Annotated in this window: 20 protein-coding genes and 10 tRNA genes; 16 read left to right on the forward strand and 14 right to left on the reverse strand. The window is 39.1% G+C overall.

Annotation, left to right across the window (positions count from 1 at the left end):
• Position 1: 1 nt before the first annotated feature.
• From AC5NT5_RS11170 to hemA, 13 genes are all read right to left on the reverse strand, one after another.
• Positions 2-3,310, reverse strand: a complete 3,309-nt coding sequence (locus AC5NT5_RS11170) for a PKD domain-containing protein (protein ID WP_494514091.1) — start codon at positions 3,308-3,310, stop codon at positions 2-4.
• 16 nt (positions 3,311-3,326) lie between these two features.
• Positions 3,327-4,412 carry a 23S rRNA (cytidine(2498)-2'-O)-methyltransferase RlmM gene (rlmM, locus tag AC5NT5_RS11175; protein ID WP_024605425.1) on the reverse strand — a complete coding sequence of 362 codons (1,086 nt, stop codon included), beginning with the start codon at positions 4,410-4,412 and terminating at the stop codon, positions 3,327-3,329.
• Between the two features lie 17 nt (positions 4,413-4,429).
• Positions 4,430-4,798: a DUF423 domain-containing protein gene (locus tag AC5NT5_RS11180; RefSeq protein WP_024595287.1), complete on the reverse strand. Its 369-nt coding sequence runs from the start codon at positions 4,796-4,798 to the stop codon at positions 4,430-4,432.
• Positions 4,799-4,817: 19 nt separating this feature from the next.
• Positions 4,818-5,453, reverse strand: a complete 636-nt coding sequence (locus tag AC5NT5_RS11185) for an alpha/beta family hydrolase (protein ID WP_024605424.1) — start codon at positions 5,451-5,453, stop codon at positions 4,818-4,820.
• Between the two features lie 2 nt (positions 5,454-5,455).
• Positions 5,456-6,358 (reverse strand): transcriptional regulator GcvA, encoded by a 903-nt coding sequence (locus AC5NT5_RS11190; RefSeq protein WP_002958561.1) that lies wholly within the window; start codon positions 6,356-6,358, stop codon positions 5,456-5,458.
• A gap of 121 nt (positions 6,359-6,479) precedes the next feature.
• Positions 6,480-7,334 (reverse strand): 3-deoxy-8-phosphooctulonate synthase, encoded by an 855-nt coding sequence (kdsA, locus tag AC5NT5_RS11195; RefSeq protein ID WP_002958560.1) that lies wholly within the window; start codon positions 7,332-7,334, stop codon positions 6,480-6,482.
• Positions 7,335-7,343: 9 nt separating this feature from the next.
• Complete coding sequence (locus tag AC5NT5_RS11200) at positions 7,344-8,597, reverse strand: DUF819 family protein (protein ID WP_024595290.1); 1,254 nt, start codon at positions 8,595-8,597, stop codon at positions 7,344-7,346.
• A 14-nt stretch (positions 8,598-8,611) separates the two neighbouring features.
• Positions 8,612-9,439 (reverse strand): tetratricopeptide repeat protein, encoded by an 828-nt coding sequence (locus AC5NT5_RS11205; protein WP_002958558.1) that lies wholly within the window; start codon positions 9,437-9,439, stop codon positions 8,612-8,614.
• A gap of 149 nt (positions 9,440-9,588) precedes the next feature.
• Positions 9,589-9,963 carry a SirB2 family protein gene (locus AC5NT5_RS11210; protein WP_494514090.1) on the reverse strand — a complete coding sequence of 125 codons (375 nt, stop codon included), beginning with the start codon at positions 9,961-9,963 and terminating at the stop codon, positions 9,589-9,591.
• Between the two features lie 29 nt (positions 9,964-9,992).
• The gene (locus AC5NT5_RS11215) at positions 9,993-11,537 is read right to left on the reverse strand and encodes a response regulator (RefSeq protein WP_024595292.1); all 1,545 of its coding nucleotides are present in this window, start codon (positions 11,535-11,537) and stop codon (positions 9,993-9,995) included.
• 54 nt (positions 11,538-11,591) lie between these two features.
• Entirely contained in the window at positions 11,592-12,431 is an 840-nt protein-coding gene (gene prmC / locus AC5NT5_RS11220) for a peptide chain release factor N(5)-glutamine methyltransferase (RefSeq protein WP_149602955.1), read from the reverse strand.
• 2 nt (positions 12,432-12,433) lie between these two features.
• Positions 12,434-13,519 carry a peptide chain release factor 1 gene (gene prfA / locus AC5NT5_RS11225; protein WP_002958554.1) on the reverse strand — a complete coding sequence of 362 codons (1,086 nt, stop codon included), beginning with the start codon at positions 13,517-13,519 and terminating at the stop codon, positions 12,434-12,436.
• Between the two features lie 7 nt (positions 13,520-13,526).
• Positions 13,527-14,783, reverse strand: a complete 1,257-nt coding sequence (gene hemA, locus AC5NT5_RS11230; RefSeq protein ID WP_175413900.1) for a glutamyl-tRNA reductase — start codon at positions 14,781-14,783, stop codon at positions 13,527-13,529.
• Between the two features lie 83 nt (positions 14,784-14,866).
• Here hemA and lolB point away from each other — a divergent pair, with 83 nt between their 5' ends.
• The 16 genes from lolB (at position 14,867) to AC5NT5_RS11310 (ending at position 21,547) form a co-directional block, all read left to right on the forward strand.
• Positions 14,867-15,454: a lipoprotein insertase outer membrane protein LolB gene (lolB, locus tag AC5NT5_RS11235; RefSeq protein WP_033020640.1), complete on the forward strand. Its 588-nt coding sequence runs from the start codon at positions 14,867-14,869 to the stop codon at positions 15,452-15,454.
• A 2-nt stretch (positions 15,455-15,456) separates the two neighbouring features.
• Positions 15,457-16,314, forward strand: a complete 858-nt coding sequence (gene ispE, locus AC5NT5_RS11240; protein WP_494514089.1) for a 4-(cytidine 5'-diphospho)-2-C-methyl-D-erythritol kinase — start codon at positions 15,457-15,459, stop codon at positions 16,312-16,314.
• Positions 16,315-16,402: 88 nt separating this feature from the next.
• Positions 16,403-17,350, forward strand: coding sequence for a ribose-phosphate pyrophosphokinase (locus AC5NT5_RS11245; protein ID WP_002958550.1), 948 nt, complete (start codon positions 16,403-16,405; stop codon positions 17,348-17,350).
• Positions 17,351-17,499: 149 nt separating this feature from the next.
• Positions 17,500-18,111, forward strand: coding sequence for a 50S ribosomal protein L25/general stress protein Ctc (locus tag AC5NT5_RS11250; RefSeq protein ID WP_002958549.1), 612 nt, complete (start codon positions 17,500-17,502; stop codon positions 18,109-18,111).
• Positions 18,112-18,130: 19 nt separating this feature from the next.
• Positions 18,131-18,715, forward strand: coding sequence for an aminoacyl-tRNA hydrolase (gene pth / locus AC5NT5_RS11255; RefSeq protein ID WP_002958548.1), 585 nt, complete (start codon positions 18,131-18,133; stop codon positions 18,713-18,715).
• 53 nt (positions 18,716-18,768) lie between these two features.
• A complete protein-coding gene (ychF, locus tag AC5NT5_RS11260; RefSeq protein WP_002958547.1) occupies positions 18,769-19,860 on the forward strand; it encodes a redox-regulated ATPase YchF in 1,092 nt (363 codons plus the stop codon).
• Positions 19,861-20,314: 454 nt separating this feature from the next.
• A tRNA-Met gene (locus tag AC5NT5_RS11265) sits at positions 20,315-20,391 on the forward strand.
• Between the two features lie 47 nt (positions 20,392-20,438).
• Positions 20,439-20,523 (forward strand) — tRNA-Leu (locus AC5NT5_RS11270).
• Between the two features lie 39 nt (positions 20,524-20,562).
• Positions 20,563-20,637: transfer RNA gene (locus AC5NT5_RS11275), tRNA-Gln, on the forward strand.
• A 5-nt stretch (positions 20,638-20,642) separates the two neighbouring features.
• A tRNA-Met gene (locus tag AC5NT5_RS11280) sits at positions 20,643-20,719 on the forward strand.
• Positions 20,720-20,809: 90 nt separating this feature from the next.
• Positions 20,810-20,894: transfer RNA gene (locus AC5NT5_RS11285), tRNA-Leu, on the forward strand.
• A gap of 38 nt (positions 20,895-20,932) precedes the next feature.
• Positions 20,933-21,007 (forward strand) — tRNA-Gln (locus AC5NT5_RS11290).
• Between the two features lie 71 nt (positions 21,008-21,078).
• Positions 21,079-21,163: transfer RNA gene (locus AC5NT5_RS11295), tRNA-Leu, on the forward strand.
• A 39-nt stretch (positions 21,164-21,202) separates the two neighbouring features.
• A tRNA-Gln gene (locus AC5NT5_RS11300) sits at positions 21,203-21,277 on the forward strand.
• 71 nt (positions 21,278-21,348) lie between these two features.
• Positions 21,349-21,433 (forward strand) — tRNA-Leu (locus AC5NT5_RS11305).
• 39 nt (positions 21,434-21,472) lie between these two features.
• Positions 21,473-21,547 (forward strand) — tRNA-Gln (locus AC5NT5_RS11310).
• A gap of 41 nt (positions 21,548-21,588) precedes the next feature.
• Here the strand turns inward: AC5NT5_RS11310 and AC5NT5_RS11315 are convergent.
• A complete protein-coding gene (locus AC5NT5_RS11315; RefSeq protein ID WP_494514088.1) occupies positions 21,589-23,172 on the reverse strand; it encodes a putative bifunctional diguanylate cyclase/phosphodiesterase in 1,584 nt (527 codons plus the stop codon).
• Positions 23,173-23,225: the final 53 nt, after the last annotated feature.

Here is a 23,225-nt window from a genome sequence, read left to right on the forward strand (position 1 = left end):
ACTATTGCTCTTTAATTGCTTTTAACTCAGCAATAATTGCACTACTTGGCTGTGCTTCTTTTATATAACTGGGCAGCGTTTCAATATTAGCAGGCGAGCTTTGTAAATTATGCACCTTACTGTTATTTGTATTTGGCACGCCAAATCGATTACCTGCACTTTGCATATAAAACTGTAAATTAAGCATGCTCCACTCATCTACATCACTCAGTATTGATATTGTATTATCTTGGTTAGTATCAAAGCTGGTTAAGCTTTCGGTGTTAATTGCATTACAATTAAAATCAACTGGTAGTGAGCTATTTCTATTTAACCCCTGTACTTCAAGTATGGTGCTTTCATTTAAATCTGCTGAACTACCATTTGAATAATCAATAATAAAATCATCCGTAGAGCCTAAATGACTATTAGTATTTGGTGCAATATCGCAACTAGCATTGCCTGGGTAAAAACGCTCATAGTAGCGATCGCCTTCGTTATTACCTATTGTTGATAAACCCGCTAATTGATATAAATAATTCATAGAGCTTAAATGATTAGGCTTAAAATTAACTTCTTCATCACCGCCATGGTATAAACCTAAGTTATGACCTAACTCATGAAATATTGTTGATGCTTGATAATTATAAGTTACATTGGTTGCTACTTGCGTATCAAGCGTTAAACCCCAGCCCCCCATAGTTACCATTAAATCATTACCGCTTATCTCAGCAATACCCGAACCACTAATACTACCGTCTTCGTTACCACTACTTGCCATTAATAAATAATGGAAAATGGGCCTGCGAGTTATATCGCTATATTCCATTTTATAAGCAAATAAATTAGGGCTACTTAAATCGTATTCAAACGGGGTATAGCTATTAAAAGGGACAAGATCTCCGCCACCTAAATCAAAGTTTTGCGGTGCTGTATTTGTATTTTGATCAAACAAATCACCTACGTCAAAGTGGACTGTATAGCCTTTTTCTGCAAAAACAGTGGCTACTTTTTCAAGTGCTGTTCGATGTGGAGTAATACCTACATCACTGCTGTCCATATAATCAACTTCAATAAATATATCTTTTTGTGCGGTACGCGCCCCCCACTCATAAAGTGGTAAACCCGCGAATGTTGTACCCTGTTGCTCAGCGCAATCAGGAATACCATCCTCATCATCATCTATTGTGCAATTGATATTGTTTGGCCCAGCGGGTGTGTTAAACACAGAATAACTCCAATCAGTACTTTGATTAGTGTCTTTCGCATTAAGATCGCGCTTTAAGCTGCCTCCTTGCTCGGAGATGATTTGCTCTGCGTTACTACCTTGCCATTGTGATGGCGTTACTGGTTCTTGTACTGAGTTACCAAATTTTACAAAGTCGATTGTTTGTGTACCTGCACTATTAAGTAATTCTACAAAACCGTTTATGTACCAATAAGGTCTAATTTCATCACTAGCATTACCTACAAGCGCTATTTTAGGGTTGTTAACTGACGCATTTACTAAAAAATCATCTCCAAACTTACTTTGTAAAATAAGGTACTCACCATTTTCAAGCTCTTTATTGGGCAGTGAAAAAGTTGTCTGCGCACTAGTCGAGCTATTAATCATATTAATACTGCGGGATTTAAGCGAATAACTCTGTAAGTTTACAGCAGCCCCTGTGCCGTTATAAATTTCAATCCAAGGTAAGTCGTTACTAAATTGCACAGAAGAAACTTCCGTTATTTTTATATCTTGGCTAGAGGTAGTAAAAGAAGTAGCTGTTTGCGTTTCAATGGCCGTATCATCAAAATTAGTTAAATCAGCTGTAACACGGACAATATATTGGGTATCTTCATTAAAGCTTGCGCTTACATTTACAGTATGAAAATAAGTACTTGTGTCACTAGTAGTACCCGACAAACTTTCAATATTTAAGGCCAAGCAAGTAGTAAAATCATCTGCTGACACTTGTACACTTCCTGTACAAGCACCACTACTAGAATTAACTGCTAAAGTGCTCGTTAGCATAATATCTGAAAATGTAATACTAACAGGGCTATCTACAAGAACTGGGTCATTATTACTTTGGGGTGTTACATTACTAATTGTAGCGGGCGTTGAATCAACCACAGTAATATTCAGGGTAAATTCGGTTGTGTCTTTTGAATCAGACGCAGTTAACGTATAGCTTTGTGAAGTGATACTGTTTGCAGGAGGCGTGTAGCTAAAAAGTAAGGCTTGTGCATCAATAACACTAATTTGTGCACCATTTAAATCATCACCAAAATCAATCTGAACGGTATCGTTATCGGCATCGTTAACTACTAAACTAAATTCTGTGGCTTGATTATATTGCACGCTAATACTTACATCATCTGCAGTTGGTGGATTGTTTGGTGCTAATACTACAACTGTTTTTTGAGCGCTATTTGTAGCGTTATCGTCATCGGTTACAGTAACCACAAATGTAACATTGGTATTTTGTGAAACAGTGGGCGCATTAAAGCTAATGCTTGTTTGTGTTTGAGTAAGTTCAACTACAGGACCACTTATTTGCTGCCAAGTTATGCTATTAATACTACCATCGCTGTCTTGTGCATCTGCAACTAAGGTTACACTGTCACCTTTTTCAGCTTCTTCAGGGCCTGTAACAATGACTGTTGGCGCGCTATTTACTTGATTAATTAAAACCGTTTTACTCGCTTGAGCGCTTTTACCTGCATTGTCAGTTACGGTTACGCTAAAACCTAGTGTTGTATTTTCAGATACATTAGGGGCGGTAAAACTAAGGACTCCATCAGTTTGTGAAAACTCAACGTTGTCCCCAGCAGACTGAATCCAATTAATATTACTTATAGTGCCATCTGTATCTTGAGCGTTAGCAACTAAACTAACTTGTGTGCTGGCAAGTGCACTACTTGGGCCTGTTATATTAACTGTAGGAGCATTATTTTGAGAGGTGATAGTGCCTGAAAAAACTTGTTGTGCAGTAGCACCTGAGTTGTCAGTAACTGTAACCGAAAAGCTAAAGGTCGTATCGGTTGTTACACTAGGTGCAGTGGCTGTAAGCGTGTTACCGTTAGAGGTAAACGTAAACTCGGGCCCGCTAAGTTGTTGCCATTGATAGCTGGCAATTTGTCCGTCGCTATCTCTTGCAAGCGCTGTAATAGTAAATGATTGATTAGAAGTAATAACGTTACTGCTAACTGAAAGCGTAACACTGGGCGCAGCGTTACCAGAGGGCGTAGTTGTATCACTACTTTCGCCTCCCCCGCCACAACCTGTGATTAAAAGTGATAAAAAAAGTAAACTTAGCCATTTATTAATATTGTTTTTTACCACTTTTAGCCTCTACATATTAACTATACAAATTTTGTGGCACCTTAGTAACGTTTAAATGAACGGTTATTTCCTCACGATCATGATATAGATGTTTAGCTTGCAACTCGTAATTGATACCTTGTTTCTCAAGCTCTTTTCTGATCATCGAAAGACATTCATAAACACTATCAAAGCGTTTTTTCATAGGCAGCTTTAAGTTAAATATAAACTCTTTTGCGTATGCATTTACTGCCCAGTCAATCATTAGCGTAGTCACTTTGGTCGGTTTTTCCACCATATCGCACACTAACCAAGTAATATTTCTTTTTTCTGGGCGATATTTAAAACCGTCGGCTCTAAAATGTTTAACTTGCCCAGTTTGCATTAAATCGTCATTCATTGGGCCGTTATCAATCGCACTTACAAACATACCACGGCGTACAAGCTGATAAGTCCAACCACCTGGGCATGCACCTAAATCAACACTGCGCATACCGGCAGCTACGCGTGACTCGCGTTGTTGCTCAGGTATAAATACGTTAAATGCTTCATCGAGTTTTAACGTTGAGCGACTCGGTGCATCGCTTGGCATACGAAGGCGCAAAATACCCATGAAAAATGGAGAATTATTAAAGCTATACGAGTAACCAACATAAGCCGTATTGTTTGTTAAAAACATGACATGCATTACTGGGCGATTTGCTTTTGGCTCACGTAGTACAGTATTTTGTTTTTCGAGGGCTTTTTTAAGCGGTGTTGAGATTTTTTTACAGAACGTTAAAAGCTCTTTGCCTTCGTTTGTGTCTGGCGTTTCAACGCGCAGTTCTGAGCATAATGTAAAATCTTTAGCAGCTTCAACTACTGCGCTCACACGGTCCTCTACTGGCATGTTTTCAAGTAATGTGCCGGCAAACCATTGACGTGCAAACACCATGTTTTTAAAATCAACTTTTTTGATTATTTCGTCGCTGTGATGCGCTTCAAAACATTCGTAAACAACATAACCTGTATTTGGTTTTGCTTTTACATACCCTGCAAAACCTTGCTCTGCAGCATGAAACGTTATTTCAGCAGCGGCATCGTTTTCAAAACCACTACGACAAAAAATCACAACACTAGACATATTAACCCTTAAACTCTTTAAAACTTAAATCGTGCAACTTGCACTAAAATAACAATCCAACCAATAATAAAGCACAGCCCACCAAGCGGTGTTATAGGCCCAAGCCACTTCATTCCTGTTAGAGCGAGTAAATATAAACTACCACTAAAAAGTAGTGTGCCCATTATAAAAAAGCCACCAGCCCAACTCAGGTTTATGCCCCATTTAATTAAAATAGCCACCGCAATAAGTGCAAGTCCATGTACCATTTGATACTCAGCAGCCGTTTTAAAAACGCCTAATGAATACTCCGATAAGCGGCTTTTTAAACCATGGGCAGCAAATGCACCTAACATCACCGAAAGCATACAAAAAATACTACCGGTCATTAAAAATAATTTAATCATCTAACCCCCTGCTCAAGTCTTAACGTATCTCAATTTGTTGCTTAATAAATTCAACGGCACTTAACGCTGCTGTTTCTCTATTTTGCAGCTCAGTTACGCCACTTTTTTTACGTGGTTTTAATGAATGATCGCCATCACTCAGCCAAGTAAACAAAGGCTGCTTTGGCATTTTCATAGTAAGAAGTTCTTCACGTGTACCAAATGTATCTCGCTCGCCCTGTAATACTAAAAAAGGGCAAACAATATCAGCAAAATGATCGGTGCGTAATTTTTCTGGCTTACCCGGCGGATGAAATGGATAACCAAATGCTATAACACCTGAAAGGCTTTGCTCTGTACTACATGCAAGCATTGATGCCATGCGACCGCCCATCGATTTACCACCTATAAACAACGGTAAATCTGGCTGCGCATTCGTTAGCACTCGTTCATAATAAATAAGTAACTTTGGTGCTCGCTCAGGAGGCCTGCGTTTATTAGTTTGTTTAGCGATTTGCATATATTCAAAATCAAATAAACCAACATCAACACCCTGCTCGCTTATTAATTTTGCCATGTGCTGCATAAAGTCAGAATCGCTACCAGCACCTGCGCCATGTGCAAATATAAACTGTGCTATTGCAGGTTGCTCCGTGCTTTTAAACCATTCAATCATTATTAATACTCATGTTCTTGCTCATGCTCTACTAAGCTCAGCATCCACTCTTTAAACGAAACTATTTTACCAAGCTCTGTTTGCGACTCACGAAGCACTAAGTAATACGCATTTTTACTCTCTAGGCTATGATTAAACGGAATTACCAAACGCCCTGCGTCTATGTCGGGTTTAGCTAATACACTATTGCCAATTGCCACACCTTGTCCATGTACCGCTGCTTGTAACACCATAGAGGAGTGGCTAAATATAGGCCCTTGATTTACCTGGATGTTACGCACGCCTGCGGTTTTCATCCACGTTTTCCAGTTTTTACGTGTAGTGTCGTGTAATAGTGTGTGATGCGCTAAATCACTAGGTTGATCAAGCGGCTTTAACCCGCTTAATAACATAGGACTACAAAGTGGTACTAAATATTCGGTATGAAGCTTGTACGCTTGTACGCCATTCCAATGACCCCTTCCATAATAAATAGCAATATCTACGTCATCAGTGAGTGAGTTTTCATCTTGGTCCTGAGCTTTTATTCGCACATCTATCTCTGGATGTAACTCATTAAACAAACTCAAACGAGGCACTAACCACTGAATAGCAAAACTTGGGGTTAGGCTTACCGTTAGGGAGCCCTTAGCGCCACGAGCTAATAGCTTTTCAGTTGCATCAATAAGCTGAGTAAAAATCTCTTTAATATCTAAAAAATAGCCTTGGCCTTCTTCAGTTAATAATAAAGAGCGGTTTTTACGTAAAAACAGCTTCAAACCTAAATGCTCTTCAAGTGTTTTTATTTGATGACTTACTGCCGCCTGCGTTACATAGAGCTCTTCTGCTGCTTTTGTAAAACTTAAATGGCGAGCAGCCGCTTCAAAGGCTTTTAATGCGTTTAATGGAGGTACCCGTCTTGACATAATAACCAAGCTTAGAATTAGTTTTTCTTATGCGTGAGATTATATACATCATATAAGTTTGTGTATATTAAAGGCATAAAAAAAGCGACCTGAGTCGCCTTTTAATAAACATCATGCTTAATTATAAATCGCTTGCACTTGTATCAAGTGGGGCAAAGCTTTTAATTAAATCATCAACCGCTTTCATTTGCGTTAAGTAGCCTTCTAACTTACTAAGCGCTAGCGCACATGGGCCATCACATTTAGCTTCGTTAGGATTTGGATGCGCCTCAATAAATAAACCTGCAATACCTAGCGCCATGCCACTTCGAGCAAGCTCTGCAGCTTGTGCACGACGACCATCAGCAGAGTCAGCTCGTCCACCAGGGCGTTGTAACGCATGTGTTGCATCAAAAATAACAGGTGCCATTGCCTTCATGTCATCCATACCCAGCATATCAACCACAAGGTTGTTGTAACCAAAGCTAGAACCACGCTCACAAAGAGCTACGTTGTTATTACCAGCTTCATTAAATTTAGTAATGATATGACGCATTTCATGTGGCGCTAAAAACTGTGGTTTTTTCACATTAATAATTGCACCTGTTTTAGCCATCGCCACAACTAAATCTGTTTGACGCGCTAAAAAAGCAGGTAACTGAATTACATCAACAACTTCTGCAACAGGTGCAGCCTGATGCGGTTCATGTACGTCAGTAATTAGTGGAATTTTAAACGTGTTTTTAATTTCTTCGAATATTTTTAAACCTTCTTCCATACCTGGACCACGGTACGAATTGATTGAAGAGCGATTAGCTTTATCAAATGAGGCCTTAAATACATAAGGAATATTTAGTTTCGTCGTAACTTCTACGTAATGCTCTGCAACACGCATTGCTAAATCGCGAGATTCTAATACGTTAATACCACCAAACAATACAAACGGTTTATTGTTTGCAAGTTCAATTTCATTAATTTTAATAATTTGGTCTTTCATTTAAATTCCTTAAGGTGCAACTGCTTGCATCATTAATCCACAAATATAAGCCATATAAGTACCCACACCGTAGCCCAGTACAGCTAACAAGACACCAACAGGCGCTAATGACGGATGAAACGCTGATGCTACAACAGGTGCTGACGCTGCGCCGCCCACATTAGCCTGAGAACCCACAGCCATATAAAATAACGGTGCTTTAATCAGTTTAGCCACAATTAACATGATGCTTGCATGCACTAACATCCAAATTGCACCCACTAAAAATAGCCCAGGGTTATTGAAAATAGCGGTTACATTCATGTGTAAACCAATCGATGCAACCAAAATATACAAAAAGCTAGAAGCTACTTTTGAAGCGCCAAACGCTTCTATTTGCCTCACTTTAGTAAACGATAAGCCTATACCAATCGTTGTTGATATAACAATTAGCCAAAAGAATTTACTGTTTAAGCTGTATTCTTTTGCCCATTCATAAGTAGTGCCAAAGTACGGCCCCAAAAAGTCAGCGCAAAAGTGTGCTAAGCCAGTTATACCAAATGCAATTGCAATCAGCGTCATGTAATCATTAAGAGTTGGAATGCGTGCATGTTCTGCATGATATTCTTCCACACGCTTTTTCAAATCTTCAATTGCGCTTGTATCAGCACCCGTCGCTGCATCAATCTTTTTATGATTTGCTGCCATTAACAATAAAACAGCCATCCAAATATTAGCGACAATTACATCGACTGTAATCATTACAGAAAATATATCACCACCAACTTCAAACATTTCTTTCATTGATGCTTGGTTAGCACCACCGCCAATCCAGCTACCTGCAACAGTTGTCATACCGCGCCATACGGCATCTGGTCCATGCCCACCAACAATACTTGGGTCAAATGCGCTCACTACTAAAATAGCTAATGGCCCACCAATAACAATGCCTAAAGTACCCACTAAAAACATAATAAGTGCTTTAGGTCCTAAGTTAATAATCGCTTTTAAATCAATACTAATGGTAAGTAGTATCAAACAGGCAGGTAGTAAGTAGCGCGAAGCCACATAATAAACATTAGATTTATTACCATCTACAATACCAAAGGTATTTAATAACGAAGGTAAAAAGTAACACAGCAATAAAGCAGGTACGTATTTATAAAATCGTTTTAAAGCTGGACGCTCACTGTTTGAGGTTTTAAAAATAAACCCCAAAATAATAGCAAGCAAACCAAGCACAACGGCATCATTTGTAATTAATGCGCTTTGAGTTTCAACCATAATTATTCCTATTCTTAATGGTGCGTTTTATTATTATCTTCTAGTTCTTCTATTTGGTGTTGAATAATCTCTATTGCAGGATCGTCCGGACACTCATCTACAAAAAACTGTAAATCATCACGTGCCATTTTAGGGCAACCGAGCTGATTTAATAAGTAACCTCTGTCGCGTCTCTCATACGGGTCGTCGCCTATTAACTCCATTAGCATCTCTACACAGGTTAAAGCATGACCAAATTTATTTTCGCTAATGAAAGACCATTTTTGCTGAGCTAAAAATAACTTATATACTTCGTCATCAAAAATCAGTTCTAGTGGCTCTTGCTCTTGACCATCATCTTCATCTGCGTTTTCAGGGATAATATACCAACTTTGTTGTCCACTGCTTGGCTCTATTATGTAGCCTTCTTCATCACTAATCGCCACATGTACGCCAACATCACCTTGGGTAAGACTAAGGTTCGCGTCACAGTTAGCTTGTTGTAAAAAATGACAAAGTATAATTGCCAGTGTTGTAGGTGAACCACTGCGCATAGAAAGCGTATAGCTTAATGTATTTAATTTATATTCAGGCACTTTTAAACCTGATGCACTAAATAGCCAATCACTGTAAAACATATCTAATAATTTTTCGAGGCGATCGTGCTCATCACTCACTTTTAAACACAGCGCTGAAATTTGCTGTTCAAAGTCAGTTAAAGTTTCATAACATGGTGTTAAATCTATCTGAGGGTCCCACTTTGACTCTGCTTTAATACAGCGGTAAATCGCTGGAGGTGTAAATTCATCGTAAGCATCATCAAGATAAGATTCATCGTGTTCGTCAAACCCGAGGGTAGTCATTAATACTGCAACATTTTAGAAAACGAAGGCGTAGTTTACCTAACTTTAAAGCTATATACCAATATAGAGGTGTATTTGAATATTTTCTGAGAGGGAGTTGTATTTGAGCTTTACAAAACAACTATAAAGCTCAAATAGTCAGGTATTACTTAAAGCAAAAAAGCTGATTTAGACGTCGCTAAATAACCTATCGCTAAAATAACAGCAGTGTTAACTAAAACGTAAGAAACTTTAGCCGCCATTTTAGTTTGTCTGGCGCTTTTAGCCCCAATACCAATGTATATAACCACTAAAACTATTTTTTCTAATAGCCAATATTGTTCAAACGGATTAATTTTAGCCATAAATATAAGCGTAAGTGCAGACACTAACAATAAAGTATCTATACTGTGACTACCAATCATTACCGCTTTATTTTTTGCTAATTTACCACTGCCCATTCGCGAAAAAGCGCAAACATAAAATAATATTACACTTAACATCGCAATTGCCATGTGCGAGTGCTTTACTGCTAAATAATCCATATGCCCCTGTACTTCTGTTTTATAAAAATTTAATCAGGAAAACGGCTAAGAACCGCCTCTAACTCATCAAGCTTTTCGTTAAATACTTCAACCATTTTTGGTTCAAAATGTGTGCCTTTTTCAGCATTAATTTCATCAACCACATTTTGTAATGTCCAAGGCTCTTTATAACACCGTTTATGGCGAAGTGCATCGTATACATCAGCAAGTGCGACTATGCGACCAAATACATTAATTGCGTTTCCGCTTAGACCTTGTGGGTAACCAGACCCATCCCATTTTTCATGATGCTCTTTTGCAATAATTGCACCTGTACTCACAATTTCATGGGGAGAGTCTTTTAAAATAGTATAGCCTTTATCAGTATGGGTTTTCATCACTTCCCATTCTTGAGGTTCTAACTTTGCTGGTTTGTTTAAAATCGCATCAGGAATACCCACTTTACCTACATCATGAAGAGGAGACGCCAACCTTACTAAATCTGCATCATGTTTAGATAAACCATAGCCCTCAGCTAAAATATGACAAATATGTGCTACACGTTTAACATGATTACCTGTCTCGGTTGAGCGCTGCTCTACTGCTTCACTTAACCTATAAACAAGCTCTTGTTGTGTCGCTTCTATTTCAGACTGAAGCTGCACATTTTCAAAGGCAAGTTGCACATTTTGAGAAAATATTTTGATTAAATGACGCTGAGTATCCGTTAAATCCTTTGGGACACCTGATATGAACAGCATTGAATTATGATTGTACTCACTACTGCAGTACGCAAATAAGTAATTATCTTTATAAATGATACTTTTATCATTAAGCGCCTGATGACACGCACTTAACTGCTCAGCTTGTAATACCTCATCAAGCTCTTTACCTTCACTTTTTTCAAAATCGCCAGTGCCAGAGCAAACTATTAGTTTTTTATTTTTTTCATGTTCTGGATTTTGTGCAACTAAAGTGGTGGCATACATAGCTTGATCAGCAATACCCAATAAAGATGTTAATTGCTGCATAACGCCTTCAATAAAGTGCTCTATTGAATGCGCAGAAAAAATATCACGAGACGCTATAATTATTTTCTCAAGCCCTTCGCGTGACTGCTCAATCGAAATAATATCCCGATACGAGCGTAGGCTCGACATAATAACAGTAAATAATTTTTGAGCCGTTAGCTCCGTTTTCGATTTGTAATCGTTAATATCATAATTAATAATGACTTGACGTTCAGGTGCCTGGCCAGGTTGGCCTGTTCTTAAAATAATCCGTATATGATTATTTTTAGCTTCTTCACGAATAAACTTAGCAACCTGCAAACCAGCGTCGTCGGTTTCCATTACCACGTCAAGTAGCACAATAGCGGCATCTGGATGCTCTTTTATGAGCTCTTTCGCTTCAGCACCTGAGTAGGCACTAATAAACTCTAAGCGTTTATTTTGAAATTCAAAATCACTCAGTGCTAGTTTTGTAACAGCATGTACTTCAGGTTCATCATCAACGATTAATACTTTCCAGGTACCGTGTTCAATCTCATCGATTGTTTCTTCTGGTTCATCTGAAAATAAAAAATCACCCATCATAGTCGAAATTCCTTCATGGCATTATTTAACGCACTAGTAGGCAATTATTATTCTCTAGGGCCACAGTGCAAGTGTTACACGGTCATTGTTACCAAGGTCTTTCACTGTTTTAATATTAACAAACGCCATTTTTTCAAAAAAATGACGTACAGCTTCACCTTGCTCAAAACCGTGTTCTATTAAAAGATAGCCATTAGATGACAAATAGTCACGTGATTGTGTAATTATTTGTTTAATATCAGACATTCCGCAATCATCAGCCACTAATGCCGATAAAGGCTCAAAGCGCACATCACCCTGATTTAAATGTATATCGCTACTTTCTATATAAGGAGGGTTCGTGACAATTAAATTGAATTTTTCGCCATGCAACTCACTAAACCAGTTACTTTGTTTAACATGTACATTATTAATCGCTAATCGCTGCTGGTTACGTGTAGCAAGTGCAACTGCATCGCTTACTCTATCTACTGCAGTAATTTGCCAACTAGGCATTTCACTACCCAGTGCCAACGCTATTGCACCAGTACCAGTGCCTAAATCAAGCACCTTTGCTGTAGCGGGTAGCGCTATTTCAAGTGCTTGCTCGACTAATGTTTCAGTATCTGGTCGAGGTATTAGGGTCGTTGCGTTAACTTCAAGCGATAAGCTCCAAAATTCACGCAGCCCAGTTATATGGGCTACGGGCTCACCTTTTAAACGTCTTTGGATAAATACATTAAATTGCGATTGTTGCTCATCACTAAGCACATGTTCTGGCCAAGTAAAAAGGTAACTGCGAGGTTTTTGAAGTATATGAAGAAGTAAAACTTGTGCATCTAATTTAGCACTTTCGCTGCTAGATGCTAATAAGTCAGCACCTGCAGCAATTGCTTGTTCAAGAGTGTGAGCCACAATTACTCGTCGCCCATGGCCGCAAGTAAGTCAGCTTGATGCTCTTGCATTAATGGGTCAATAATCGCACTTAAATCACCGGCTACCACTTCGTTTAAACGATAAAGTGTTAAGTTAATACGGTGATCGGTAATACGACCTTGCGGGTAGTTATAAGTACGAATACGCTCAGAACGATCGCCACTACCTACCAAGTCACGACGTTCAGAAGCTTCTGCCGCATGGCGTTTTTCATCTTCAGCTTGTTGCAGTCGAGCTGCAAGTACTGACATCGCTTTAGCGCGGTTTTTATGCTGCGAACGCTGATCCTGACACTCAACCACAACACCGGTAGGTATATGTGTAAGTCGAATAGCAGAATCAGTTTTATTTACGTGCTGACCACCTGCGCCTGATGCACGAAATGTATCAACTTTTAAATCTGCTGTATTGATTTGTATCGCTTCAGCTTCTGGTACTTCTGCCATAACCGCAACAGTACACGCTGAGGTATGAACACGACCTTGTGATTCAGTCTCTGGCACACGTTGTACGCGGTGTACGCCTGATTCAAACTTTAATTGACCGTAAACGCCTTCGCCACTGATATTTGCAATAACTTCTTTGTAACCGCCATGCTCACCTTCATTGGTGCTTACAACTTCTACTTTCCATTTTTTATTTTCTGCGTAGCGGCTGTACATACGAAATAAGTCACCAGCAAAAATAGCCGCTTCATCGCCGCCCGTCCCTGCACGTACTTCAACAAACACGTTGTTGTTATCTCGCGGATCTTTTGGCAACATTAATACTTGAATTTGATCTTCAATCACTAGTATTTGTGCTTTTGCTTCTTTATATTCTTCTTGCGCCATTTCACGCATTTCAGGGTCAGAATCTTTAAGCATTTCTTCTGCACTGGCTAAATCGTCTTGCGTTTCTTTATAGTTTAAAAACGTTTTTACAATCTCTTCAAGCTCAGAATACTCTTTTGAAAGCGCACGAAAACGGTTTTGATCACTAATGACCGACGGGTCGCTTAGCAGCGCTTGTACTTCTTCGTAACGCTCTACTAAGGTTTCTAATTTATTATAAACAGACTCTTTCATTTAACGGTTATTCCTGATCAATACCTAACATTTTTTTCAACTGGTTTAGCTGCGCCACTTCACCTTTTTTCGCTGCATCTTGTATTGCACGGGTAGGCGCGTGCATTAAGCGATTGGTTAATTTATTGGCGAGCTCTAATATAATTTTTTCTGCATCTTTACCTGTATTGAGCTGACTAACAGCACGCTCTACAAGTTCAGACTTAATTGTTTGTACATCGTTTCGATAATGGCGGATTAAATCTACCGAATCGAGTGAACGCATCCACATTGCAAATTCTTTGGTGCGCTCAGTAATAATTATTTGCGCTTGCTGTGCAGCTTGCTCGCGCGCTGCCATATTCTCGCTTACAATGGTTTGTAAGTCATCAACGGAATATAAATAGGCAGCATCTAGCTCCCCAACTTGGCTTTCTATATCACGGGGAACCGCTATATCTATAAATAGCATAGGTTTGTGACGTCGCTGCTTTAGCGCCTGCTCAACCACCCCTTTACCAATAATAGGCAAAGTGCTGGCTGTAGAACTAATCACTATATCGGCTTTATGCAAACGCTCAGGCAATTGCGCCAAAGCAATCACATCTGCCGACACTTCGTCAGCTAAATTACGAGCTCGTTCAATAGTTCTATTTGCAACAGTGATATTTTGAGGCTCATTTTGGTATAAATGTTTAGCAACCAATTCAATGGTTTCACCTGCGCCAATTAATAACACATTGGTCTTATCAAGCTTGCCATAAATATGCTTTGCCAAGTTAACTGCAGCAAACGCTACCGATACCGCACTTGCGCCAATATCGGTTTCAGTTCTAACTTGTTTCGCTACCGAAAATGTTTTTTGAAACAACCTATCAAACGTAACACCTACTGCATCGTGGTTTTTAGCACTAAAAAACGATTGCTTTATTTGCCCCAGAATTTGCGGTTCGCCCAACACTAAAGAATCCAACCCACACGCCACGCGCATTAAGTGATTAATAGCATCGTTATCTTCGTAACAATAAATGTTTTTGCTCAGTTCATGTTCATCCAAACCATGGAAACTGGCAAGCCAGCTCAACAGTGTTTGGGAATTTTGCTGAGCGAGGCTACAATAGATCTCGGTTCGATTGCAGGTAGACACAATAACCGCTTCATTAAAGTCGGCATGGCCACTTAATTGTTGCAACGCCTCTGAAATTTGCTCAGGCGAAAAAGCCACTTTTTCACGTAATTCTACGGATGCGGTTTTGTGATTTATACCTAGTGCTATTATGGTCATATTTGCCAAATATTGCTGAGCCCTACTTCAAAGGCGGTAATTTTACCAAAAATCAGCGGAATATGGAAAGTAAGGAACAACATTTGATTCGACAATATTTGATTTTATTCATGTTTTTTTTGTTTTTAGGTGGCTGTGCTCATCAAATTGATACAAAAACAACACTTTATGATGATTGGAAACCACGTTTAGCTGCTCAAAAAACTTGGCAAGTAGAAGGTAAACTTGCATTTATTAGCCCAGAAGAGCGTCAATCTGCAAACTTAAATTGGCAGCAAACAACAAATTCCAATAATTTAATACTGACTACTTTTATTGGTACTCGTATTTTGTCGCTTAAACAAACAGCTAACGGTGCTGAATTAGAGTTTGACGGTGAACAATACTTTGATACTAACGCTGCAGAGCTTTTAAAACGATTAACGGGTTTTACACTACCGGTTGATAATGCCGATAACTGGCTCAAAGGCACTATTGACGATGAAAGTTTAATTGTTGATGAGCTTGGGCGTGCAAAGCAAGTATTATGGTTTGATAATACAGGCAAAAAATGGCAAATAGATTATGGCACTTATGTACAAAACGCAGGTTACTGGTTACCTACTAAACTGACGTTAAAGCACCAACAAATAAAAATTAAAATTCAACTATACGATTGGCAGTTTAAATAAGTATGAATAACAAAACCTCTTTTTCACTTATTGCTCCGGCAAAACTCAATTTATTTTTACATATTAATGCTCGCCGAGAAGATGGCTATCATGAACTTGAAACCTTATTTACTTTTTTAAATTTTGGTGATGAGCTGCATTTTGAGTTAACAACAGATGGGAGTATTTCTGTCGATGGTGATACTAAAGACATCCCTCTAAATGATAATCTCATCTATAAAGCGGCTTTATTATTACAAACACACTGTAAAAGCTCTTTGGGTGTAAAAATAAATTTAATTAAGCGCTTGCCGATGGGGGGCGGTGTTGGAGGAGGTTCATCTGACGCAGCGAGTACTTTATTAGCCCTAAATAAGTTATGGAAATTGGCACTAAATTTAGAAACACTAGCTCAATTAGGGCTCAAGTTAGGGGCAGATGTTCCAGTGTTCATACAAGGTCAAAGCGCCATAGCGCACGGTATTGGTGAAAAACTACACCACGTAACACTTGAACAAAAATGGTACTGCGTTGTACACCCTAACCAACATGTAAGTACTGCAAAAATATTTACACATCCAGATTTAAAACGCGACACACCAAAAATAATAGGCGACTGGAAACACCATACTTTGACCAACGATTGTGAGCCTTTAGTTAAAAAGCTTTGCCCCGAGGTTGAAAAAACCCTCCAGTGGTTGCTAAAATACGCACCGTCGAAGATGACCGGAACAGGTTCATGTTGTTTTGTCGAATTTGCTAGCCAAGTTCAAGCACAAGATGTACTTGAAAATCTCCCCCATACTTGGCAGGGTTTTGTGGCTTCAAGCGCAAATGTCTCACCTGCTCATACGGAGTTAACCGCCATATTCGATCAATGAAGTAACGTACAAGTAATCATAAGTTAACCCGCAGTGATATTTATCATTGCCCGTTAGTCCAAATATTCAGTGCCTGAGGAACCCTACCGTGCCTGACATGAAGCTCTTCGCTGGTAACGCAACACCTGAGTTAGCTCAAAAAGTTGCAAAACGTTTATATATTGAATTAGGCGATGCTGTTGTTGGCCGTTTTAGCGACGGTGAGATCAGTGTTCAAATAAATGAAAATGTTCGTGGCTCGGACGTTTTTATCTTGCAATCAACCTGTGCCCCTACAAACGATAACCTGATGGAACTTATCGTTATGGTTGATGCTCTACGTCGTGCATCTGCAGGTCGTATTACTGCCGTCATTCCTTATTTTGGTTATGCGCGCCAAGACCGTCGTGTACGTTCTGCTCGTGTTCCAATTACCGCTAAAGTTGTTGCAGATTTCTTATCAAGTGTTGGTGTTGACCGTGTTCTTACGGTTGATTTACACGCTGAACAAATCCAAGGCTTCTTTGATGTACCTGTAGATAACGTATTTGGCAGCCCTGTATTACTTGAAGATATGAAAGAACGCGACTTTGAAGACGTCGTTGTTGTATCTCCAGATATTGGTGGTGTTGTACGTGCTCGTGCAATTGCAAAACTACTAAACGATACCGATTTAGCAATCATTGATAAACGTCGCCCTCAAGCAAATGTTTCTCAAGTAATGCACATTATTGGTGACGTTGAAGGTCGTGATTGTATTATCGTAGATGATATGATTGATACCGGTGGTACATTGTGTAAAGCCGCAGAAGCACTTAAAGAACATGGCGCTAAGCGTGTATTTGCATACGCAACACACCCTATCCTTTCAGGTAAAGCAGCCGAAAACTTACGTGACTCAATGATTGATGAAGTAATTGTAACTGACTCAATTCCGCTATCTGATGAGCTTAAAGCCCTTGATAAAGTTAAGGTACTTACGCTTGCTGACATGTTAGCAGAGACTATTCGTCGTATTAGTAACGAAGAATCTATCTCAGCGATGTTTGAACACTAAAATTAAACATTCCTGAATATAAAAGCGCCTTTTGGCGCTTTTTTTGTAAGCGATGTTTATTTTATCTGGGCGTGGTGGTATGATAGCGCGCCTTTTGGCTAGGGACCTTGGTCGCAAAGGCCCTACACATTTAAATAACTGGAGACATCATGTCTAACAAAACTTATACGTATAACGCTGAACTTCGCGTAGAAACTGGTACTGGTGCGAGCCGCCGCCTACGTCGCGAAGACAAAGTTCCTGCAATCCTTTACGGAGCTGATAAAGAAGCTTTATCTCTTACTTTTGCTCATAAAGATATGATCAAAGCTCAAGAAGACGAAGGTTTCTACACGCATATCCTTACGCTTAACGTTGATGGCGAAGCTGTTGAAGTAATCTTAAAAGATATCCAACGTCACCCATTCAAGCCTAAGCTTACTCACCTTGATTTCCAACGTGTAGATGCTACTCATAAATTTCAAACTAAAGTTCCTCTACACTTCATCGGTGAAGAGATTGTAACTAAAGCTGGCGCAACTGTTGTTCACCAGTTAACTGAAGTTGAAATTACGTGTCTTCCAAAAGCACTTCCAGAATTCATTGAAGTAGATGTTTCTAAGTTTGTTGTTGGCGATTCAGTTCATATCTCTGACCTAACTTTCCCTAAAGGCGTTAGCTCTGTAGATTTAGCTAAAGGCGAAGGCCATGATCAGTCTATCCTGACTATCAAAGCAAACAAAGCAGCTCCAGTTGAAGACGACGCTGCAGCAGCAGAATAATATTTAAGGTCTCGCAACCTTGAATTCTATTCAAATGCTTGTGGGCCTGGCTAATCCAGGCCCCGAATACGCAAACACACGCCACAATGCAGGTGCTTGGTTCATCGAGCAAATCGCTGCACGCTATAACTGCACTCTAAAACACGATCCTAAATATCACGGCCTTACAGGCAAAGTGATCATTCAAGGCCAAGAATTCAAATTATTGATCCCCACTACTTACATGAATTTAAGTGGTAAAGCGGTCAGTAGTTTAGCTAATTTTTTCAAAATCCCTGTCGAGGACATTTTAGTTGCCCATGACGAATTGGATTTAGACCCAGGCGTTGCCAAATTAAAAAAAGGTGGCGGGCATGGCGGTCATAATGGTTTAAAAGACATTATTGCAAAAATGGCAAATCAAAAAGACTTTATGCGCTTGCGCATTGGTGTAGGTCATCCGGGGCATCGTGAAATGGTAACTGGTTGGGTGCTTGGAAAAGCGGCCAAAGAAGACCAAGAAAAAATGGATGCTGCTGTTGATGAAGCAGTTCGTTGCATGGAAATACTTGCAAAAGATGGTGTGTTAAAAGCACAAAACAGACTACATTCGTTTAAACCCTAGTAACTTGGGTCCAAGTACACCGTTTAAACGAATTCTAAACAAGGTATCTTACTATGGGTTTTAAATGTGGCATCGTTGGCTTGCCTAACGTAGGTAAATCAACGCTTTTCAATGCACTAACTAAAGCGGGTATTGAAGCCGCTAACTTTCCTTTTTGTACCATTGAGCCTAATACAGGTGTGGTACCTGTGCCAGATCCTCGTCTAGACGAACTTGCTAAAATTGTTAATCCTCAACGAGTTCTTACCACTAGTATGGAATTTGTAGATATTGCTGGTTTGGTAAAAGGCGCATCTAAAGGTGAAGGCCTTGGTAACCAGTTTTTAGCTAACATTCGTGAAACTGATGCAATTGGCCACGTAGTTCGCTGTTTTGAAGATGAAAACATCATTCACGTAGCAGGCACTATTGACCCTGCTGACGATATTGACGTAATCAACACTGAGTTAGTACTTGCTGATATGGATAGCGCTGAAAAAGCCCTTTTCCGTAACGCAAAAAAAGCAAAAGGTGGTGATAAAGACGCCAAAGAGCAAAATGCCGTACTTGAAAAAGTAAAAGTGCATCTTGATGAAGGCTTAACTTTACGCGCTTTAGCATTAACTAAAGAAGAAAAAGCAGCAATCAGCTCTATCAACTTCTTAACTATTAAACCAACTATGTATATTGCAAACGTTGCTGAAGATGGTTTTGAAAATAATCCATACCTTGACCGTGTACGCGCTATTGCTGCAGCAGAAGATGCGATTGTTGTTCCTGTATGTGCTGCTATCGAATCTGAGCTTTCAGAATTAGATGATGAAGACAAGCTTGAGTTTATGGCTGATCTTGGCTTAGAAGAGCCCGGTCTTAATCTTGTTATTCGTGGTGGTTATGAATTATTACAATTACAAACTTATTTCACTGCGGGTGTTAAAGAAGTGCGTGCATGGACAATCCCTGTAGGTGCAACAGCGCCACAAGCAGCGGGTAAAATCCATACCGACTTCGAGCGTGGCTTTATTCGTGCGCAAACGATTGCTTTTGACGACTTTGTTGCCTTTAAAGGTGAAAGCGGCGCAAAAGAAGCAGGTAAGATGCGTCAAGAAGGTAAAGAGTACATTGTTAAAGACGGCGATGTAATGAACTTCTTGTTCAACGTATAAGTCAAATTAAACCAAATTAGCATTGGTAATAATTTTAAAGGCTCGTTTTTACGAGCCTTTTTTGTACCTCCAACGTTATAAACTTATAAAATTGATATAGCCCCAACCTAAATGCCTACGTTTAATTTAAAAAACACACTGCGCAGAAGATCAAACCTCAATAATAAGTACCTCTTAAACAAATTAATGTTAAGATTTAACCAGAGCGTAATAATTTGTCGAATAATCAAACAGCTTCAAACTATTGGTTTTTGCTTTTTTTATTTAGCGACAAATTTTGTATGTGAATTGCACTCAAAAAATCATCATTTTTATTAAAATTTAGCCGCTTAGCTTAATTTTCCTGCAAACAAACACAGTTAAGTGTTTTTTTGCAAAAAAGGTGTTGACGAATTTGGGTCATATCAGCATAATACGCCCCGCACTCAGCGATGAAGTGCTAACAAAAAAAGATGGCTAAGTAGCTCAGCTGGTTAGAGCACATCACTCATAATGATGGGGTCACAGGTTCAAATCCCGTCTTAGCCACCATTATTTTTTTGTTGCTCAATGAAGAGTTTAAAATAACTACCTTGTGTGCGGGAGTGGCGGAATTGGTAGACGCGCTGGATTTAGGTTCCAGTATCTTAGGATGTGAGAGTTCAAGTCTCTCCTTCCGCACCATAATTCTTGATAAGAATTAAAACTATCAATTGTTATTGTTGGGATATCGCCAAGCGGTAAGGCACCAGGTTTTGATCCTGGCATTCCCAGGTTCAAATCCTGGTATCCCAGCCAACAATGGCTAAGTAGCTCAGCTGGTTAGAGCACATCACTCATAATGATGGGGTCACAGGTTCAAATCCCGTCTTAGCCACCATTTCTTCTTTTAGAAATGGCTCTGCAAGAGTTAAATTGCAGCTCAATGAAGAGTTTAAAATAACTACCTGTACTTTATTGTACAAACGATGCGGGAGTGGCGGAATTGGTAGACGCGCTGGATTTAGGTTCCAGTAACTTCGGTTGTGAGAGTTCAAGTCTCTCTTTCCGCACCATTTCTTGATAAGAAATAAAATTATCATTAATTCTTTGTTGGGATATCGCCAAGCGGTAAGGCACCAGGTTTTGATCCTGGCATTCCCAGGTTCAAATCCTGGTATCCCAGCCAACTTCTTCTACCAAGGAAAGTTGGATAAAAGAATTGCTCTAGCTTAGAGTTTAAATTGGCAAATTGTTGATGCGGGAGTGGCGGAATTGGTAGACGCGCTGGATTTAGGTTCCAGTAACTTAGGTTGTGAGAGTTCAAGTCTCTCTTTCCGCACCATGTTCTGATAAGAACTAAAATTATAAAAGAATTCTTTGTTGGGATATCGCCAAGCGGTAAGGCACCAGGTTTTGATCCTGGCATTCCCAGGTTCAAATCCTGGTATCCCAGCCAACTTCTTCTACCAAGGAAAGTTGGATAAAAGAATTGCTCTAGCTTAGAGTTTAAATTAGCAACTTAGTGATGCGGGAGTGGCGGAATTGGTAGACGCGCTGGATTTAGGTTCCAGTAACTTAGGTTGTGAGAGTTCAAGTCTCTCCTTCCGCACCATGTTCTTATTAAGAACTAAAACTAATTCAAATTTATAGTTGGGATATCGCCAAGCGGTAAGGCACCAGGTTTTGATCCTGGCATTCCCAGGTTCAAATCCTGGTATCCCAGCCAATTTGACTCCCCTGTCTAAAACTTCTCAATACTCATTAAATTCAACTTACTTTTTCTGCACTTAAATAAACATTTATAAATTCATCTATATTTATTGGTTTGCTATATAAATACCCTTGTAAATAATCACAGTTAAGACTCAACAACGCCTGTTCTACCTCTTTAGTTTCTATTCCTTCAGCAACTACATCGCAATTTAATCGACTCGCTAAAAACAATGTAGATTCTACAATGGCGTAATCAGGCGAGTTAGTAAGCATATCTTTGACAAACGACTGATCAATTTTTATTTGATTGATTGGCAGCTCTCTTAATAATGACAGTGACGAAAAGCCAGTACCAAAGTCATCAACACTAAATTTAAACCCGCGCATACTCAACTGTTGCATCATTTTTCTAGCAGCCGGTATATTTGTCATCATTGCACCTTCTGTAATTTCAAAAATTAACGAGTCGCTTAATGTAGGGTCGGTTGCGAGTAAACTAATTATAAAATCGTAAAACTCGCTGCTTTCAATATCTTTAGTCGATAAGTTGACATGTATAGTACCGGTGAAACCAAATAGCTTGAGCTTTCTAATATGATTAACGGCTTCTTGTACAACCCATTTCGATAAAGGAAAAATAAGCCCTGTACGCTCAGCTACGGTTATAAACTTTTCTGGACTAATAAAGCTACCATCATCTTGCGGCCATCGGATAAGCGCTTCTAGGCCATGTAATTGCAGATCTTTAGAGTCCATTATGGGTTGTAAATAAAGCTCAAACTCATCTTTATGTAATGCCACTTTAATTTTGGCTGATAAATCAAAAAAGTCCTCAGCTCGTTTACCTATTGCAGATGAGTAATTTACCAAAGGTTGAAATGTTTTTTTAGCTTCATGCAGTGCCAAGTCAGCTTTTTTTAATAGCTGTTCGGGCAATCGGCTATCATCAGGAAAACGGCTTACGCCTATACTTAATTGTATTTTAACCATTTGCTCATTCGTACAAAACGGACTTTTGACGGCTGAGTTTATAATGTTTACACAATAATTCATGCTTTCATCTGTATCGGTATGCAATAAAAAAGCAAACTCATCGCCACCTATTCGATATAACTTAGCAATGCCGCATAATTCTTTATTTAATTTATTGGCAAATGCAGCCAAAAGTTGGTCACCACACTGATGCCCAAACGCATCATTAATTTGTTTAAAGTTATTTAAGTCGATATAAAATAGTGAAAATGGGGAAGGATATTCAACTTGTTTACTTAAAGATTTAAAAAATTTATCGCGGTTAGGTAGAGTTGTTAAGTTATCGTGCTCAGTTTGATATTTTTGATACTGCGTTGCTTGCTCTATTTTAAGAATACTTTTTAAGCTCAGTTTAATAACTAAAAAAACAAACCCACCACCGCCAAGTAACAACATAGCCACCATATTCATAACGACGGGTGCAATGTCGTGGTTTGAAAAATAATAAAGTATCCACCAATACCCTATAATAAAAAAAATAATAGCGCATAGCAGTACACTCCATGCTCTTTGCGATGTTTTTTTGCAAACTTTAACGGTTGTTTTTAAGCTAGCAACAAGTAGTAGCGCACCTAAAATAATTATTACTGTAAAAAAATTATCCACACACAGGCTCTTTAAAGTTATTAAATTGCGATTTAGTGATGTAACACCAGTTA

The sequence above is a fragment of the Pseudoalteromonas sp. J2K-J599 genome (assembly GCF_059295115.2).

Excerpts from the sequence above, each read along its gene's own strand:
- rlmM (WP_024605425.1), bottom strand. The coding sequence starts at position 4,412 with ATGTCTAGTGTTGTGATTTTTTGTCGTAGTGGTTTTGAAAACGATGCC.
- AC5NT5_RS11180 (WP_024595287.1), bottom strand. The coding sequence starts at position 4,798 with ATGATTAAATTATTTTTAATGACCGGTAGTATTTTTTGTATGCTTTCG.
- AC5NT5_RS11185 (WP_024605424.1), bottom strand. The coding sequence starts at position 5,453 with ATGATTGAATGGTTTAAAAGCACGGAGCAACCTGCAATAGCACAGTTT.
- AC5NT5_RS11190 (WP_002958561.1), bottom strand. The coding sequence starts at position 6,358 with ATGTCAAGACGGGTACCTCCATTAAACGCATTAAAAGCCTTTGAAGCG.
- kdsA (WP_002958560.1), bottom strand. The coding sequence starts at position 7,334 with ATGAAAGACCAAATTATTAAAATTAATGAAATTGAACTTGCAAACAAT.
- AC5NT5_RS11200 (WP_024595290.1), bottom strand. The coding sequence starts at position 8,597 with ATGGTTGAAACTCAAAGCGCATTAATTACAAATGATGCCGTTGTGCTT.
- AC5NT5_RS11205 (WP_002958558.1), bottom strand. The coding sequence starts at position 9,439 with ATGACTACCCTCGGGTTTGACGAACACGATGAATCTTATCTTGATGAT.
- AC5NT5_RS11210 (WP_494514090.1), bottom strand. The coding sequence starts at position 9,963 with ATGGATTATTTAGCAGTAAAGCACTCGCACATGGCAATTGCGATGTTA.
- AC5NT5_RS11215 (WP_024595292.1), bottom strand. The coding sequence starts at position 11,537 with ATGATGGGTGATTTTTTATTTTCAGATGAACCAGAAGAAACAATCGAT.
- prfA (WP_002958554.1), bottom strand. The coding sequence starts at position 13,519 with ATGAAAGAGTCTGTTTATAATAAATTAGAAACCTTAGTAGAGCGTTAC.
- hemA (WP_175413900.1), bottom strand. The coding sequence starts at position 14,783 with ATGACCATAATAGCACTAGGTATAAATCACAAAACCGCATCCGTAGAA.
- ispE (WP_494514089.1), top strand. The coding sequence starts at position 15,457 with ATGAATAACAAAACCTCTTTTTCACTTATTGCTCCGGCAAAACTCAAT.
- AC5NT5_RS11250 (WP_002958549.1), top strand. The coding sequence starts at position 17,500 with ATGTCTAACAAAACTTATACGTATAACGCTGAACTTCGCGTAGAAACT.
- ychF (WP_002958547.1), top strand. The coding sequence starts at position 18,769 with ATGGGTTTTAAATGTGGCATCGTTGGCTTGCCTAACGTAGGTAAATCA.